At 52.1% G+C, this 16,228-nt stretch carries 15 protein-coding genes; 8 read left to right on the plus strand and 7 right to left on the minus strand.

What is annotated here, in order from left to right:
• Window positions 1–10 precede the first annotated feature (10 nt).
• From DZK30_RS11205 to argH, 7 genes are all read left to right on the plus strand, one after another.
• Window positions 11–1,210: an argininosuccinate synthase gene (locus tag DZK30_RS11205; protein WP_118974230.1), complete on the plus strand. Its 1,200-nt coding sequence runs from the start codon at window positions 11–13 to the stop codon at window positions 1,208–1,210.
• Window positions 1,203–2,171 carry an N-acetyl-gamma-glutamyl-phosphate reductase gene (gene argC, locus DZK30_RS11210; protein ID WP_118974231.1) on the plus strand — a complete coding sequence of 323 codons (969 nt, stop codon included), beginning with the start codon at window positions 1,203–1,205 and terminating at the stop codon, window positions 2,169–2,171. Before DZK30_RS11205 ends, argC begins: the two co-directional genes overlap by 8 nt.
• Before the next feature lie 16 nt (window positions 2,172–2,187).
• Window positions 2,188–3,324 (plus strand): aspartate aminotransferase family protein, encoded by a 1,137-nt coding sequence (locus DZK30_RS11215; RefSeq protein ID WP_118974232.1) that lies wholly within the window; start codon window positions 2,188–2,190, stop codon window positions 3,322–3,324.
• 37 nt (window positions 3,325–3,361) lie between these two features.
• Window positions 3,362–4,312 (plus strand): Rossmann-fold NAD(P)-binding domain-containing protein, encoded by a 951-nt coding sequence (locus DZK30_RS11220; RefSeq protein WP_118974233.1) that lies wholly within the window; start codon window positions 3,362–3,364, stop codon window positions 4,310–4,312.
• 9 nt (window positions 4,313–4,321) lie between these two features.
• Entirely contained in the window at window positions 4,322–5,110 is a 789-nt protein-coding gene (argB, locus tag DZK30_RS11225) for an acetylglutamate kinase (protein ID WP_118974234.1), read from the plus strand.
• A gap of 5 nt (window positions 5,111–5,115) precedes the next feature.
• Window positions 5,116–6,180 (plus strand): M20/M25/M40 family metallo-hydrolase, encoded by a 1,065-nt coding sequence (locus tag DZK30_RS11230; protein ID WP_118974235.1) that lies wholly within the window; start codon window positions 5,116–5,118, stop codon window positions 6,178–6,180.
• Between the two features lie 252 nt (window positions 6,181–6,432).
• Window positions 6,433–7,752, plus strand: coding sequence for an argininosuccinate lyase (gene argH / locus DZK30_RS11235; protein ID WP_118974236.1), 1,320 nt, complete (start codon window positions 6,433–6,435; stop codon window positions 7,750–7,752).
• On the opposite strand, the gene DZK30_RS11240 is transcribed toward argH, so the two are convergent.
• From DZK30_RS11240 to DZK30_RS11270, 7 genes are all read right to left on the minus strand, one after another.
• The gene (locus DZK30_RS11240) at window positions 7,727–8,371 is read right to left on the minus strand and encodes a Crp/Fnr family transcriptional regulator (RefSeq protein ID WP_118974237.1); all 645 of its coding nucleotides are present in this window, start codon (window positions 8,369–8,371) and stop codon (window positions 7,727–7,729) included. The two genes, argH and DZK30_RS11240, sit on opposite strands and share 26 nt — an antisense overlap.
• Window positions 8,368–9,162, minus strand: coding sequence for a DUF3050 domain-containing protein (locus DZK30_RS11245; RefSeq protein ID WP_118974238.1), 795 nt, complete (start codon window positions 9,160–9,162; stop codon window positions 8,368–8,370). The genes DZK30_RS11240 and DZK30_RS11245 overlap by 4 nt, the downstream gene beginning before the upstream one ends.
• A 147-nt stretch (window positions 9,163–9,309) precedes the next feature.
• On the minus strand, window positions 9,310–10,554 hold the full coding sequence (pepT, locus tag DZK30_RS11250; RefSeq protein WP_118974239.1) for a peptidase T: 1,245 nt from the start codon (window positions 10,552–10,554) through the stop codon (window positions 9,310–9,312).
• 328 nt (window positions 10,555–10,882) lie between these two features.
• Window positions 10,883–11,851, minus strand: a complete 969-nt coding sequence (locus tag DZK30_RS11255) for an NAD(P)H-dependent flavin oxidoreductase (protein WP_118974240.1) — start codon at window positions 11,849–11,851, stop codon at window positions 10,883–10,885.
• Window positions 11,852–11,894: 43 nt separating this feature from the next.
• The gene (locus DZK30_RS11260) at window positions 11,895–12,890 is read right to left on the minus strand and encodes a sugar phosphate nucleotidyltransferase (protein WP_118974241.1); all 996 of its coding nucleotides are present in this window, start codon (window positions 12,888–12,890) and stop codon (window positions 11,895–11,897) included.
• 169 nt (window positions 12,891–13,059) lie between these two features.
• Complete coding sequence (locus DZK30_RS11265; RefSeq protein ID WP_118974242.1) at window positions 13,060–14,349, minus strand: M56 family metallopeptidase; 1,290 nt, start codon at window positions 14,347–14,349, stop codon at window positions 13,060–13,062.
• Between the two features lie 28 nt (window positions 14,350–14,377).
• Window positions 14,378–14,734, minus strand: a complete 357-nt coding sequence (locus DZK30_RS11270) for a BlaI/MecI/CopY family transcriptional regulator (protein ID WP_118974243.1) — start codon at window positions 14,732–14,734, stop codon at window positions 14,378–14,380.
• A gap of 139 nt (window positions 14,735–14,873) precedes the next feature.
• Here DZK30_RS11270 and DZK30_RS11275 point away from each other — a divergent pair, with 139 nt between their 5' ends.
• The gene (locus tag DZK30_RS11275; RefSeq protein ID WP_118974244.1) at window positions 14,874–16,187 is read left to right on the plus strand and encodes a dihydrolipoamide acetyltransferase family protein; all 1,314 of its coding nucleotides are present in this window, start codon (window positions 14,874–14,876) and stop codon (window positions 16,185–16,187) included.
• Window positions 16,188–16,228 lie beyond the last annotated feature (41 nt).

The following is a 16,228-nucleotide window of genomic DNA, read 5'->3' on the forward strand; positions in this document are numbered from 1 at the left end:
AACAACGATAATGGAAAAAGTAATCCTGGCATACAGCGGCGGACTTGATACAACCTATTGCGCCTTATACCTGAGCAAGGTGATGCAGCTGGAGGTACATGCCGTAACCGTGAATACCGGCGGCTTTTCGGAAGAGGAGCTTACCGCATTGCAGCAGAAAGCACAGCAGCTGGGCATCGCATCTCATAAGGTGATCGATGTAACGGAAGCTTATTATAACGATTGCATCCGGTACCTGATCTATGGCAATATGCTGAAGAACGGCACCTACCCCCTCAGTGTGAGCGCCGAGCGCCTGGTGCAGGCTATGAGCATTGCCCGGGAGGCCCTGGCTGCCGGCGTTACGTACATCGCACATGGCAGCACCGGCGCGGGCAACGACCAGGTGCGCTTCGACGGTGTATTCCAGGCTATGGCGCCCGGTATAAAAATATTGACGCCCATCAGGGACCAGCAGCTGAGCCGGGAAGCCGAGATTGCTTTCCTGCATGAGCAAGGGATCGATATCGATTTTGCCAAAGCAAAGTACAGCATCAACAAGGGTTTATGGGGTACCTCTGTAGGGGGCGCCGAGACCCTGACCTCGCATACTTACCTGCCCGAAGAAGCCTGGCCTACGCCGCTTACCGAATCGCAGCCGCTGGAGCTGACCATCACCTTCAGCAAGGGACAGCCCGTGGGGCTGGAAGGCGCTGCATTTGCGCATCCTACACAACTGATCCAGGCGCTTCAGGCCATTGCACAGCCTTACGGCATAGGTCGCGATATCCATGTGGGTGATACTATCATCGGCATCAAAGGCAGGGTAGGTTTCGAAGCCGCCGCACCCATGATCCTGATCAAAGCGCACCAGCTGCTGGAAAAGCATACCTTGACCAAATGGCAGATCTACTGGAAAGACCAGCTGAGCACCTGGTACGCCAACTGGCTGCACGAAGGACAAGTGCTGGACCCCGTAATGCGGCATATTGAAAAATTCCTTGAAGACAGCCAGCAAACGGTAAGCGGTACCGTGAAGGTGCTGCTGGAACCCAGGCATTTTACGCTGCTGGGTATCGATAGCCCGCATGACCTGATGAGCAGCCGGTTCGGCAGTTACGGGGAAATGAACAATGGCTGGAGCGGCGAAGATGTGAAAGGCTTCACCAAAATATTTGGCAACCAGGTTGCTATTTTTCACCAGGTCAATCAAACCGTGCATAATGATTAAGATCGGTATTGCAGGCGCGGCGGGCTATACCGGCGGCGAGCTGCTGCGCATCCTTCTACGGCATCCCGATGCGGATATTGTCTTTGCACATAGCCGCAGCAGGGCAGGACAGCCGCTGAGCCAAATACATGGCGATCTCCTGGGAGAGACAGCGTTGACTTTTTCGGATAGACTTGATGCTGATATCGATGTGCTGTTCCTCTGCCTGGGACATGGTGAGAGCGTCGCCTTCCTGGAACAATATGGTTTACCGAAGCATGTAAAGCTGATCGACCTTTCGCAGGATTTCCGGCTGAAGGCCCGTAATGTTCAAGGCGACAGGACATTTGTTTATGGTCTTCCCGAGCAGAACCGGAAGCGGATCGCAGCAGCAGACAGCATTGCCAATCCCGGGTGTTTTGCCACCGCGCTACAGCTGGGTTTGTTGCCACTGATCCATCAGGGCTTCGACGGAGACGTATATGCCACGGGTATTACCGGCGCTACCGGCGCGGGGCAAAAGCTCTCTGAAAGCAGCCATTTTGCCTGGCGCAGCAACAATATACAAGCGTATAAAAGCCTGCAGCATCAGCATCTCGCAGAGATCGGCGAACAGCAGATGGAAGCAGGCCAGGCCGCGCATATTCACTTTGTACCCTGGCGGGGCGACTTTGCACGTGGCATCTTTGTGTCGCAGCAGCTGCAAACGACACTGTCACTGGATGCGCTGAATGAATTGTATGAAACATGGTATGCTACGCATCCATTCACCGTATTGAGCCGCGGGCCCATCCATATGAAACAGGCCGTCAACACAAACAAATGTCTTATTCATATTGAGCAGGTTGAGGAGCAAACAGTGATCCACACGGCCATCGATAACCTGCTGAAAGGTGCATCGGGGCAGGCCGTACAGAATATGAACCTGATGTTTGGCTTGCCGGAAGATTCGGGGCTCAGGCTAAAAGCAAGTTATTTTTAATACCAAAGAAGGCGCAATGAAACTATTTGAAGTATATCCCCAGCAAGACGTGGTGATTGACAAAGCCAGGGGTGTTTTTGTATGGGACGACAAGGGGAATCGCTATCTCGATATGTATGGCGGTCACGCGGTCGTCTCGATAGGTCATACCCATCCACATTATGTGTCACGGCTTACAGAGCAGCTGCAGCAAATAGGCTTTTACAGCAATGCCATACGCATGCCTTTGCAGGAGGCGCTTGCAGAAAAGCTGGGACAACTAAGCGGACGTCCCGATTATCGTCTGTTCCTGTGTAACTCAGGGGCCGAAGCCAATGAGAATGCTTTGAAACTTGCCTCTTTTCATAATGGAAGGGATAAGGTCCTGGCGTTTGATAAAGCGTTTCATGGACGCACTTCCCTGGCGGTAGCGGCGACCGATAACCCCTCACTGGTAGCGCCGGTGAACGTTACGGATAAAATACATTTCCTACCCTTTAATGATGAGGAAGCGCTGCAGTCCTATTTTAAAGAAAAAGGGGACACGCTGTCTTCCGTTATCATCGAAGGTATACAGGGCGTCGGTGGCATCAGGGTGGCACAGCCCTCCTTCCTGCAGCTGCTGCGCCGGCTTTGCGATGCTCATGGTGCACTGCTGATCGCCGACAGCGTGCAGTGTGGCTACGGTCGCAGCGGAAGGTTTTTCTCGCACGACCACTCGGGTATCGACGCCGATATTTATACCATGGCCAAAGGCATGGGTAACGGATTCCCGGTAGGCGGCATCCTCATCGCACCGCATATCAAAGCAAAGATGGGTATGCTGGGTACTACTTTCGGCGGCAATCACCTGGCTTGCGTCGCCGCGCTGGCAGTGCTGGAAGTAATGGAAAAGGAAAACCTGATGCAAAGGGCAACGGACACTGGTACCTATCTCATGCAGGAGTTGGCTGCTCTGCCGGGCATCGAAGCGGTGCGCGGCGCTGGTCTGATGATCGGCTTCGATGTGCCCGGCAAGCAGGCAAAGCTGCGACACGATCTGCTGTACCGGCAGCGGGTATTTACCGGTGAGGCAAAGCCTGATGCCGTAAGACTTTTACCACCTTTATGCCTTAACCAGGAAGAGGCTGGCCTGTTCCTCACAGCATTAAGGGAAGCATTGCCGGAAACATAACTTTTCATCAGAGCATTAATCAATCCAATAACAACAAGTGAAGCAATTTATCTCCGTAAAGGATGCCCCAGGCATTGATACCCTGATTGACCGGGCTTTGGCCTACAAGGCCAATCCCTTTTCTGATAGGACATTAGGGAAGGACAAACGTATCGGCCTTCTTTTCTTCAATCCGAGCCTGCGTACCCGCATCAGCACACAGGTTGCCGCACAGCAGCTGGGTATGGAAGCGGTTGTATTCAATGCGGGTACAGAAGGCTGGGCGCTGGAGTTTGCCGATGATGCCGTGATGAACGGCAGTACAGTAGAGCATGTCAAAGATGCAGCGCCGGTATTGGGCACTTATTTCGATTTGCTTTGCATCCGTACTTTCCCTTCATTGCAGGACAGGACAAAAGACTACAGCGAGCAGGTGCTGCAGCAGTTTATCCGCTATGCCGGTATACCCGTGATCAGCCTGGAGAGCGCTACCTTGCATCCGCTGCAGTCCCTGGCCGATATGATCACGATCAGGGAGCACATGGTCGGGCGCAAGCCCAAAGTGGTGTTGACCTGGGCGCCGCATATCAAAGCGACGCCGCAATGTGTGGCCAACAGCTTTTCCCAATGGGCCAATGCCTGGGACCAGGTGAAGCTGACCGTGACCTGCCCCGAAGGCTACCAGCTGGATGAGACTTTTACAACAGGCGCTACCGTTACCACCGACCAGGAAGCGGCGTTGCAGGATGCCGATTTTGTTTATGTAAAGAACTGGAGCAGCTACAGGGACTATGGTAAGGTGTTGCCTGTAATGGAAGACTGGATGCTTACTGAAGAAAGGCTGAAGCATGCTCCGGCGGCGAAGATCATGCATTGCCTCCCTGTACGGAGAGAGCTGGAGCTTTCCGGAGCATTGCTGGATAGCAACAGGAGCCTCGTTACGGAGCAGGCAGCCAACCGGGTATGGAGCGCCCAGGCTGTGCTGGCCTCTATTTTAAAAGCATTATAAGAGCAACATATGAGCAAACAGAAGGTAACCGTGGTTAAGATCGGTGGCAATGTGATCGATAAAGCGCAGGATCTGCAGCTTTTTCTGCAATCCTTTGCACAGCTTGAAGGGCCGAAGATACTGGTGCATGGCGGGGGCAAGCTGGCTACAGAACTGGCGGAACGATTGGGCGTTCCGCAGCAGATGATCGCCGGTCGCCGGGTAACAGATGAGGAGACCCTGAAGATCATTACAATGGTCTATGGCGGGTATATCAATAAAAATATCGTAGCGCGATTGCAGGCGCTGGGCTGCGCCGCATTAGGTCTTTGTGGCGCCGACGCCAACCTGTTACAAGCAAGCAAGCGAAAGGTGACGACACATGACTATGGCTTTGCCGGCGACGTGGAGCGGGTCAATGGTATTGCGCTGGAGCAATTGCTCCAACAGGGGCTAAGCCTCGTGATCGCCCCGGTGACGCACGATGGCAAGGGACAATTGCTGAACACCAATGCCGATACCATAGCCCGGGAGATCGCTCTGGCCTTACAGAAAGATTATGCGGTAAGCTTGCTGTATTGTTTTGAAAAGAACGGTGTCTTACTGGATGTATCCGACGAGCAAAGCGTGCTGCAAGACCTGGACCAGGCATTATTGCAACGGCTGGTGGCCGAAGGGTGTGTGTATGAAGGCATGCTGCCCAAACTGGAGAATGCTTTTACCGCAGCATCGGGCGGTGTAGACCGGGTACAGATCGGGCATTGGAGCCATCTTGTTGCGATGACGGCAGGAGCGTCGGGCACAGCGATCAGAAATTAAAACACATGGAGCAACTATTTCACAATGCAATATCGCTATTGCAACAGCTGATCCGCATCCCTTCCTTCAGCAGGGAAGAGGAGGGTACGGCGGCGTGCCTGCAACAATGGCTGGAAACAAAAGGCATTGCCGTAGAGCGGACCGGCAACAATATTATCGCCCGGAGCAAAAGCTTTGATCCCTGTAAGCCAACGCTGCTGCTCAACTCACATCATGATACGGTGAAACCCGCTGCCGGATATAGCTTCGATCCTTTTAACCCTCACCTTGCCGATGGCCGGCTGTACGGATTGGGTAGCAACGATGCCGGCGCCGCATTGGTTTGTTTGTTGCAGGCTTTCGTTTACCTGCACAATACGGAGCCTGGTTGCAACCTTATCCTTGCTGCTACAGCGGAGGAAGAGATATCGGGCAAGGGGGGTATCGCATCGGTACTGCCGCTCCTGGGCGATATCGCCTGCGCCATTGTAGGAGAACCGACCCTGTTACAAATGGCCGTTGCGGAGCGGGGATTGATGGTGGTCGATGCTGAGGCTTGTGGTATTGCGGGTCATGCTGCGCGAAGGGAAGGTGAAAATGCGATTGACAAGGCGTTGCAGGATATCGCATGGCTACAGGGGTATCGCTTTGAAAGAGATTCGGAATGGCTGGGGCCGGTTACGGCTCAGGTAACCGTGATCGAAACACCCAATAAACAGCATAATATGGTACCTGATCGTTGTCGGTTCACGATCGATATACGGCTTAATGAACAGTATACGCATGAAGAAGTGCTGCAAACGTTGCAGGACGGTATGCAGGCAACATTGCTGCCGCGCAGTATGCGGTTGCGCAGCTCAATCATCGATGCCGCTCATCCGCTGGTCTGTGCCGGCCGGCAGCTGGGATTAACGGCTTATGGTTCGCCTACATTATCCGACAAGGCGCTAATGCCCTTTCCGGCATTGAAGTTGGGACCCGGCGATTCGGCCCGCAGCCATACAGCAGATGAATATGTTTACCTGGAGGAAATACGGAATGGCATTGTTACTTATGTCGATTTGATCCGTGGCTATGGGGCAATGGTTTAAATTCCAGGTATCAGGTATCAGGTATCAGGTATCAAGTATCAAGTATCAAGTATCAAGTATCAAGTATCAAGTATCAAGTATCAAGTATCAAGTACTCCCTACCTAATACCTAATACCTAATACCTAATACCTAATACCTAATACCTAATACCTAATACCTAATACCTAATACCTAATACCTAATACCTAATACCTAATACCACCCACAATATCTAACGTCTAACGTCTAACATCTAACGTCTAACATCTAATATGAAACTCTGGCAAAAAGACCATACCGATACGGCAAAGCTGGTAGAGCAATTTACCATAGGAAAAGACCGCGATTTTGATCTGCTGCTGGCCGCTGCAGACATACAAGGTTCGCTGGCGCATACGGCAATGCTTTGTCATGTGGGTCTGCTGACCAGGGAGGAAACGGAGCTTATCCATAAAGGATTACAGGATATAAACGCCCAGATCGCCGCAGGCTTATTCCGCATTGAAGACGATGTGGAAGATGTACATTCACAGATCGAGCTGCAGCTTACCCGGGATATCGGCGAGGCCGGGAAAAAAATACACAGCGGGCGTAGCCGAAACGACCAGGTGGCCGTTGCCATCAAGCTATACCTGAAAGAAGAGATCAGGGATATTGCCAAGCTGACCTCAGTTTTGTTCAGCCAGTTGCAACAATTGAGCGGACAATATCGCCATTGCCTTATGCCGGGTTATACACATCTGCAGGTAGCCATGCCTTCTTCATTCGGACTCTGGTTCGGCGCCTATGCAGAGAGTCTGGTAGATGATCTGGAGCTGCTTGCTGCTGCCTATAAGGTGACCGATAAGAACCCCTTGGGCAGCGGGGCCGGCTATGGCTCTTCCTTCCCGCTTAACAGGCGTCTCAGTACGGAACTGTTGCAAATGGGTGGTCTGCATTATAATGTGGTATATGCGCAAATGAGCCGGGGAAAGACCGAACGCTTTGTGGCTACAGGTATTGCTGCGTTGGGTGCAACGTTGGCAAGGCTTTCAATGGATGTTTGTTTATTCATGAACCAGAACTTTGGTTTTCTCAGCTTCCCGGAAGCATTGACCACCGGAAGCAGCATTATGCCGCATAAAAAGAATCCCGACATATTTGAGTTGGTAAGAGGAAAAGGAAACAGGCTGCAATCAGTGCCTAATGAGCTGACATTGCTGACCACCAATCTGCCGTCGGGCTATCACAGGGAGCTGCAATTGACCAAGGAGATCCTGTTCCCGGCATTGGAGATGCTTAAGGACTGTTTCCGCATCCTCAGCTTCGCCCTGCCGCAGGTAAAGATAAAGGAGGATATTCTGAGCGATAATGCTTACCGATATTTATTTACAGTAGAAGCCGTCAACGACCTGGTGAACCAGGGCCTGCCTTTCCGGGAGGCTTATCGGGCCGTAGGCGCCAGCGTGGAGGAGGGTAATTTTGACTACCAGGGATTCGATCCGTCGCGGCATACGCACGAAGGATCGATGGGCAATCTGTGCAATGAGGAGATCAGGGTTGCGATGGAAAAAGTACTGCGCCAGTTTAGTCTTGAACTGCCGGAAGCGTAGCTTTTTGGACTTTACTTTCGGTAACAGGCTCTTTTTCTTTTTTCCGCGTAGCCATTTTTTTCCGGTTCCGGCTCAGGGTTTCCGGCTTAATGCCCAGATAGGAGGCAATCATGTGTTGCGGTACCCGCTGTACGATCTCGGGGTAGAAATCGACAAACATCTTGTATTTGTCCTCTGCAAAATGGGTCAGGTAATTGATCACGCGCATATGCAGCGCGTAGAGCCTTTTCTGCATGGCCACCCGGAAGTACTTTTCGAGCTTAGGTACCTGGGCCAGCAGCTTCTGATAAATCTCCCGGTCGATGTACAAAACCTCCGAGTGTTCCAGCGCATCGATATTGTACAAGGCTTCCAGGTCTTCCAGCTGGTGGAAGCTATCGGGGATCCAGCTGCCTTCGGGTGCAAACTGGATCACATGCTCCACGTCTTTTTCTCCTTTAAGATAAGCGCGGAGCATACCCTTCTCTACAAAGAAAAGATGGCGGAAGACCTCGCCAAACTGCATCAGGTATTGGCGCTTGCGCAATTTTTTTACAATGAATGATGCCTTGACAATTTCTTCTTCCGCCTTGTTCAGTAATACCTCTTTACTGATATCGGCGATCAACAACTCCATCATACCGTTATAGTTTGTGCTGTGCTGATTGAAGCAAAAGTATCTGCAATAGCATCCCAAAGCCGGATGCGGCACTGCAGGGCTTCGATCACGGCTGCCGTAGCTTCTGCCCACTTCGTCTCGTCTGCGCCACAGAGCGATGCAGTCATGCGATGGGCGAGGTGCGCGTGGTGATCGCCATCTACTTCAATATGGCGCTCTAAATAATATTTGAAAATCCCGACCTTCTCCGGCGCCTGTGCATGCAGCTCGTTGACGAAAGAGAGGAACATGCGGGGAATGAGATCTTCCCGGCCAAATGTAAATACGGCTGCCTGCACATGCGGTTTTCCACTACCGATCGTCTCAAAAGTGTTCTGCACGAACAATGCCGCCATCGTGGGAGCGCTGCTCTGGGAGAGCGCTTCCTGCAATCCTTTTCCTGCGCCAAGCAGCTGAAGCAACTCCTTGATAGCCCCGGTATCGGCGCCGGCCTGATGCATGGCTTCCAGGTAAAGCTCGAAATGACTGTGCCTGTGCCCCTGTTCATCGGCATCACTTTCCTCTCCCGTAACGATCTCGTTGATCAGGTAACGGGTTTCCGCATCGCCCCGGGGCACCCAGGGAATATCCACGCAAGTAAGCTCACGCTGCAGGGCTTTCAGCAGCGACATAAAATCCCATACGGCAAACACATGATATTGCATGAATTGCTGTAAGTGTTCCAGCGAAACAATCTGCCGGTAAACAGGGTGGTGGATCAGCTGCTGCTGTAACGGCTCAATTTTCTGCTGTAAGCGTTTGATGTAGTCCATTGGTAATTGCCAGGTAAATACCTGATTTTTAGCCCCGCAAAGGTAGGGTAATCGATTCTTATCTATTATAGAAACTTACAATAGGGCCCTTAAAGAAGTCTGCCCTCCGGATCGGGATCCGGAGGGCAGGAGATAGGTTTCAATTCATTATTCTATGACGATCTGTGCCAGGTGGACACATATTTCCATCGCCTTTTCCATATCCTGAACACTCACGTATTCTTGTTTGGAGTGGATCCCCATTTCACCGGTAAAGATATTGGGGCAGGGCAAGCCCATAAACGACAGGCGTGATCCGTCGGTACCACCCCGGATGCTGATACGCTCGGGTGTAAGGCCTGTGCGGCGGTAGGCCTCTTCGGCATAGGCCATTACCTTCGGATGCTGATCCAGTATCTCCCGCATATTGCGATATTGCTCCTTCACGGCAAACTCGTAGCGGGCGCCGGGATATGCGGTCACCGTTTCCTTCAGAATGCCTTCCAGGCGGCTTTCATATTCGGCCAGCTTTGCCGTGTTATGATCGCGGATGATGAAGTCGATCCGGGTCTTTTCTGCGCCGCCTTCGATATGTACAGGATGTACAAAACCTTCCTTATCGCTGGTGGTCTCGGGGCTCCAGCTGTCACGGGGCAAAGCCGCAAGAAATGCGCCGGCGATCTTGGTTGCATTTACCAGCTTACCTTTGGCATAGCCAGGGTGTGCGCTGATGCCGTGTATCGTAATGTTGACGCCATCGGCTGAGAAACTCTCACCTTCCAGGTGTCCTCTTTCGCCACCATCGAGCGTATAGCCAAAATCAGCATTAAGTTTTTTCATATCCACTTTATCTACACCACGACCAATCTCCTCGTCCGGTGTGAACAGGATACGGATCCTGCCGTGCTTTATCTCCGGGTGCTCTATCAGGTATTGTGCGGCATCCATGATCACGGCAACGCCGGCCTTATCGTCGGCGCCCAGCAAGGTGAGGCCCGATGCCGTAATGATATCGTCGCCGATCCTTTCTTTCAGGTAAGGGTGGTTTTGTGTCGAGACGACCACATTGTTATCATCAGGCAGCACGATATCGCTGCCATCGTAATTGCGGTGCAGGATAGGCTTTACGTGTTCGCCACTGCTGTCGGGCGAGGTATCTACGTGAGCACAGAAGCATAGCACAGGCACATCGGCATCAGTAGTAGCCGGTATGGTGCCATATACATAGCCGTGCTCATCCAGCTCGGCGTCGGCGATACCGATTGCCTTCAGCTCGTCTACCAGCAGCTTGCTGAGGTTCTTCTGCTTTTCGGTAGAGGGCTGGGTTGTAGAATAAGGATCACTTTGGGTGTCGATCTGCACATAGCGCATCAGGCGCTCGGCGACCGTATGTTGATAATCAGAACCGGTCATTGCGGAAAAAGATTTTGTGGAGACAAAGGTAGGGATGATCTTAAAACGAATCAAGCGGGATTTGGGAGATTGGTATTCGGATATCAGGTGGAATATCAGCACGAGGATAGGAGGTAAACGGTATGCCGGGGCTTCACACGGCAGGGGAGACCAAGCCGGTCGGAACGCGTAGCGGTCTGAACGGTGGGGTGGTTTGGGTCATTTAAAATGTTCATGAGATATTTACGCCCGAATTTTTCGGCTTGCGAATAAGGTGGAAATATCATCAATAAAAAAAGCTCCCTTTGATCAAGGGAGCAATAAAGATATTATTTACACGAACCTGCAACTAAGCTACCGGCTTTGCCGCCGCCTGGTAAAATGGCTGCTCTTTTGTGGCGCAGAATTCATTCCAAAGGTCATGAACGATCTGGGCAGCAGGTTTAATATCGTTGATCTGTCCGCTCACCTGCCCGACCTCCAGCTCACCTTCTTCCAGCTCGCCCTCAAACATGCCGAGCTTGGCCCGGGCCCTACCCAAAAGCTGCACCAGCTCTTCATTACCGGCCCCGCGGGCTTCGGCTTCACTCACTTGCTGATAGAACCGGTTCTTGATGAGCCGGACCGGGGTAAGCTTCTTCAAAGAGAGCATGGTGTCTCCTTCGCCGGCATTCACGATCGCCTCTTTGAAATGGCTGTGTGAGGAGGCTTCAGGACTGCAAATAAAACGGCTCCCGACCTGCGCTCCTTCTGCGCCCAAAGCCATTACTGCGAACATTGCCTTTCCTGTAGCAATACCGCCGGCGGCGATCAGCGGGATATCGATAGCCTGGCGTACCTGCGGGATAAGACAAAGCGTAGTGGTCTCTTCCCGCCCATTATGCCCGCCGGCCTCGAAGCCTTCGGCGACAACAGCGTCGACACCGGCATCCTGGCTTTTAAGCGCAAATTTGGCGCTGGAAACTACGTGGACCACGGTGATCCCCTCGTTCTTCAGGATTTGGGTCCAGGTCTTGGGATTCCCGGCTGAGGTAAATACGATCGGTATTTTTTCTTCAATAATGTGCTTTACGTGTTGGTCGATATCGGGGTAGAGCAGGGGCAGGTTTACGCCGAAAGGCTTGTCTGTGGCTGCTTTACATTTGCGGATATGTTCAAGCAATGTGTCGGGATACATGCTGCCGGCGCCGATAAGGCCCAATCCGCCGGCATTGCTGACCGCCGAGGCCAACCGCCAGCCGGAAGCCCATATCATACCTGCCTGCACGATGGGGTACTGAATATTAAAAAGCGTAGTGATCCTGTTCTGGAATGTCATAGCAATTAAAACGAGTTTTCGGTAAACAAAACCGGGGGCAACCTTATCCCAGGTCGATATCCGTATTGTCGCCTATGTTCAGGCTTTGGCTCATGCCGTGCACATAGGCATCGCTACCAATGATGGAGGATTTCAGCACCACCTCGTCCAACTCGGCGAAAGAGCCAATAATGCTGTTCCGGATAATAGAGGACCGGATGGTTGTATTTTCTCCTATCGATACGGAAGGCCCGATGATAGAATGGGCTATGGTGCAGCCGCTGGCGATATTGACCGGTGGAATGATCACCGTATCGGGAAATTCGGGCACGGTATAGCCTGCCTGCTCGCTCATGGTCTTTAGCAGCGTGGCATTGGTTTCCAGCAGCGTCTCTTTTTTCCCGCAGTCAAACCAATTGTTGACTTTAAATGCTTTGAACACGATGCCTTGCTCGATCATATGCTGCAGCGCATGTGTCAGATGATATTCGCCATCGGCATCGGCACGGTTGTGGAGATAAGCATCCAGCGCGCTGAACAGGGCATGGGTCTCCCTGATCTTATATACGCCCACCATGGCCATATTGGACTTGGGGATGAGCGGCTTCTCGACCACTTTCAGCACCCGGTTGTTGTCATCTACTTCTGCCACGCCAAAGCTGCGGGGATCGTCGACCCTACGGATGCCGATCTGCGAACTTTCGCTCTGCAGCACGGTCTCAATGTCGAAGTCACAAATAGTATCGCCAAACACGATCAGCACCTCATCGTCCTTGACCACATCGCGGGTAAGCCATATAGCATGGCCGGTGCCCCTGCGGTCGTTCTGGGTTACAAAAGTGCAGCGGAGACCCGGGTAGGTACGCTGTACATAATCCTGTATCTTGTCGCCCAGGTAGCCGATAATAAAAATATATTCTTCAATGCCTTTGTTCAGCAGGGCATCGACGATCACGCTCAGGATCGTTTTCCCCGCCATGGGCATCAAGGCCTTGGGTTGCGTATAAGTATGCGGTCTGAGTTTGGTGCCGGCTCCGGCCACCGGTATGATAGCTTTCATAAACAGAGCGTGAAAATACAATTTTATCGTCAGCGACGAACGAATGACAACGATTTGATGATTAAAGGATAACAAGCGGCAGGCCATTGGCGCCGGCGCCGGTCCCGGGGCAATATGCAAAAAAGACTGCCCGGGTGAGCAGCCTCTTGCCACAAAGCCGGCCGGTTGACTATTGTTTCATTGTGACCTGGATGACGCCATTTCTGCCGGCTTCACCATATTGTGCCGTTGCGGTCTCATCTTTGAGTATGGTTATGGATGCAACACGGTCCGTCGGGATGGCTTGCAGACTTGTGACATTATCGATCTTGCCATCGACTACCAGCAACGGCCTTTCGTTTGTGGCAGGCGTTTTAAGATTTACCGAGGCGACCCCAGGGTTTAGTTCAACATTTAGCTCAAAAGTATTGTTGGTGGCTTGGCTATAGGAAGTTGTTCCCGCTTGTGTTTCAGGCGTCTGCTTATACTTCCGCCGATCGGAGCGGTTCCTGTTTTGGCGCTTTTTGGTACTTGCAGTGACAGGCTTGGCCGGATGACCTGTTTTTTTTACAACCTTTGGTTGCTGTGGCAAGATTGATTTTACTTGGTTTTTTTGTTGTCCGAAAGAAAGGCTCACAGCCAGTAGGAGGGCAGTGAAAATGCTCAGCGCCAAGCCGTACCTAGACAACTCAATGGCGGATGATCTTGGTTTGTTCATCATATGGATCCTGGATTTTAAATGTGTCGTATTGAAAGGATGACCCAGCCCGGCGGGTGTATACCCGGCGGCCGTGTGCAGCAGGCTGTACTGGTACAGCTGCTTTTTTGCGCCGGAGTGCAGCACTGCCTCATCGGCCAGGAATTCGAGGTTGCTCCGGATCGCTTTATCCAGCAACCAGGAAACCGGGTTGCACCAGCAGGCTATCCTGCAGAGCATACCCAGGAGCATGTCGATACTATGCTCTTGCTGTATATGGGCCTGCTCGTGCTGCAGGATCAGGGTCAGATCGGTCTCGCTGTGCTGCATTGGGTCCAGGAAGATATTTCCAAAGCTGGAGAACGGATGGCGGTTGCCGGGTACTATCCTGATCCTGTGACACCGGTATATCATTTTATTGCTTTGGCGGTAAAGGGCAAAGAGTGAGACTGCCTGCAGCAGGAAGATCGCGGCGACCGCGCCGGAACCGGCAGCGTATAGCCAGGCGGTTGCAGAGATCCAGGAAAAGCCCGTTTGCCTTACTGAGGGCGCCGGCGAAAGGTGCATGGCCGTAGTTGAAAGGCTTATGGTCTGTAACATTTCCGGTACGGGCCGTACTAATGTAAAGGAAACGAAAGGCGCTACAGCTGCGGCGAGCAGAATACCCAGGAGGAATATCCTGTTGAGCCGGAAGAACGTGAGCCGGCGGAGGCCATAGCGATAGAGCAGGTAGCCGCCAGTGAGCACTATATTGATCTTCAGCAATACAAAAAGGACCGACATAAAGTAAGTTTAGGAGTGATCCAATCATTCATTTTTTCTGCTCGATCATAGCAATGATCTCTTTCAGCTCCTCAGGCGATATCTTTTGTTCCTGTGCAAAAAAGCTGACCATTTCCTTATAGGAATTGGAGAAATAGTCTTTTGCGATATGGGAAAAATGATTCCGCTGATACGCTTCAATGCTGATTGCGGGCTGGTACCAATAGCTGTTGGCCATTCTCTTGCTTCTCACAAAACCTTTCCGCTCCAGGTTTTTTACCGTCGATGCCACAGTCGTGTAAGCAGGCGGAGCTTTCATGGCGCTCACAAAGTCGCGGATAAACCCGCCGCCGGTATGCCAGATGGCTTGCATGACTTCTTCTTCTGCAGGAGATAATTTTTCCATAGCTCTACGAATAATTCGCAATTCTACGAAATATCCGTAGATAAACCAAATTTTGTTTAGCTTTTGTCAGTTTATCGCCTGGGTTTGCACACACAGCGGCAAATGATTACTTTTGCACCGTCTTTTGAAAAATACGTTTATGGCAATCGTCGATTTAGTAATGCCCAAAATGGGTGAAAGTATAATGGAAGCCACGGTATTGAAGTGGCACAAGCAGCCCGGTGACCAGGTGAAAATGGATGAGACCATTCTGGAGATCGCTACCGACAAGGTTGACAGCGAGGTGCCTTCTACTGCCGCAGGCACCATTACCGAGATCCTGTTTAAAGAAAATGACGTAGTACCCGTAGGTACCGTTATTGCCCGCATCGATTCGGCCGCCGCTACAAGCAATGGTGCTCCTGCGCCGCAGCCCCAACCGGCCGCACAGCCTGCTACTACGCCACAAGCTGCGTCTGCTGCTGCACAGCCCGCCGCTACGATCGCTTCCGGCGGCAATCGCTTCTATTCGCCGCTGGTACTCAATATCGCTGCCAAGGAAGGTATCGGTATGGCCGAGCTGGAAAATATTCCCGGTACCGGTAACGAAGGCCGTGTGACTAAAAAAGATATCCTGACCTACGTCGCTTCCCGCGGAGCTGTTCCTACCCCGCAGGCAGCAGCCCCACAACCTGCGCCTCAGCAGGCGGCAGCGACCACAACTGCCGTAACGCACACGCCGCAACCTGCGACCAGCTATAGCAGCAATGTGGAGATCGTGGAAATGGACCGCATGCGCAAGCTGATCGCCGATCATATGGTGCGCAGCAAGGCCACTTCGCCCCACGTCACCAGCTTTACCGAAGCCGATGTGACCAACCTGGTAAAATGGCGCGATAAGAATAAGAAAGCTTTCGAAACCAAGTATGGCGAGAAGATCACCTTTACTCCCATCTTTATCGAAGCTGTGGTGAACTGCATTAAGAAATACCCGATGATCAATGCCAGCGTAGATGGCGACAAGATCATCATCAAGAAAGATATCAATATCGGTATGGCTACGGCGTTACCCAGTGGTAACCTTATCGTGCCGGTGATCAAAAGCGCCGAAACGAAGAACCTGCTGGGTCTGTCCAAGGACGTGAACAGTCTGGCCAATGCTGCCCGCAACAATAAGCTCAAAGCAGACGATACGCAGGGCGGTACCTTTACGCTTACCAACGTGGGTACCTTTGGTAGCCTGATGGGCACGCCCATCATCAACCAGCCCCAGGTGGCGATCCTGGCCGTAGGCAGCATTAAGAAGCGCCCTATGGTACTGGAGACAGTCGATGGCGATGTGATCGCTATCCGCCACATGATGTATCTCTCGCTCAGCTACGATCACCGTATCGTGGATGGCTCGCTGGGCGCCAGCTTCCTTACGGCTGTGGCCAATGAGCTGGAAGCTTTCGACAGCAACAGGCAAGTATAAATGTTTTCTGTATTATAGATGAGCGGGACCATGTTTGTGGT

This window comes from Taibaiella koreensis (assembly GCF_003545715.1).
GTDB lineage: Bacteria > Bacteroidota > Bacteroidia > Chitinophagales > Chitinophagaceae > Taibaiella > Taibaiella koreensis.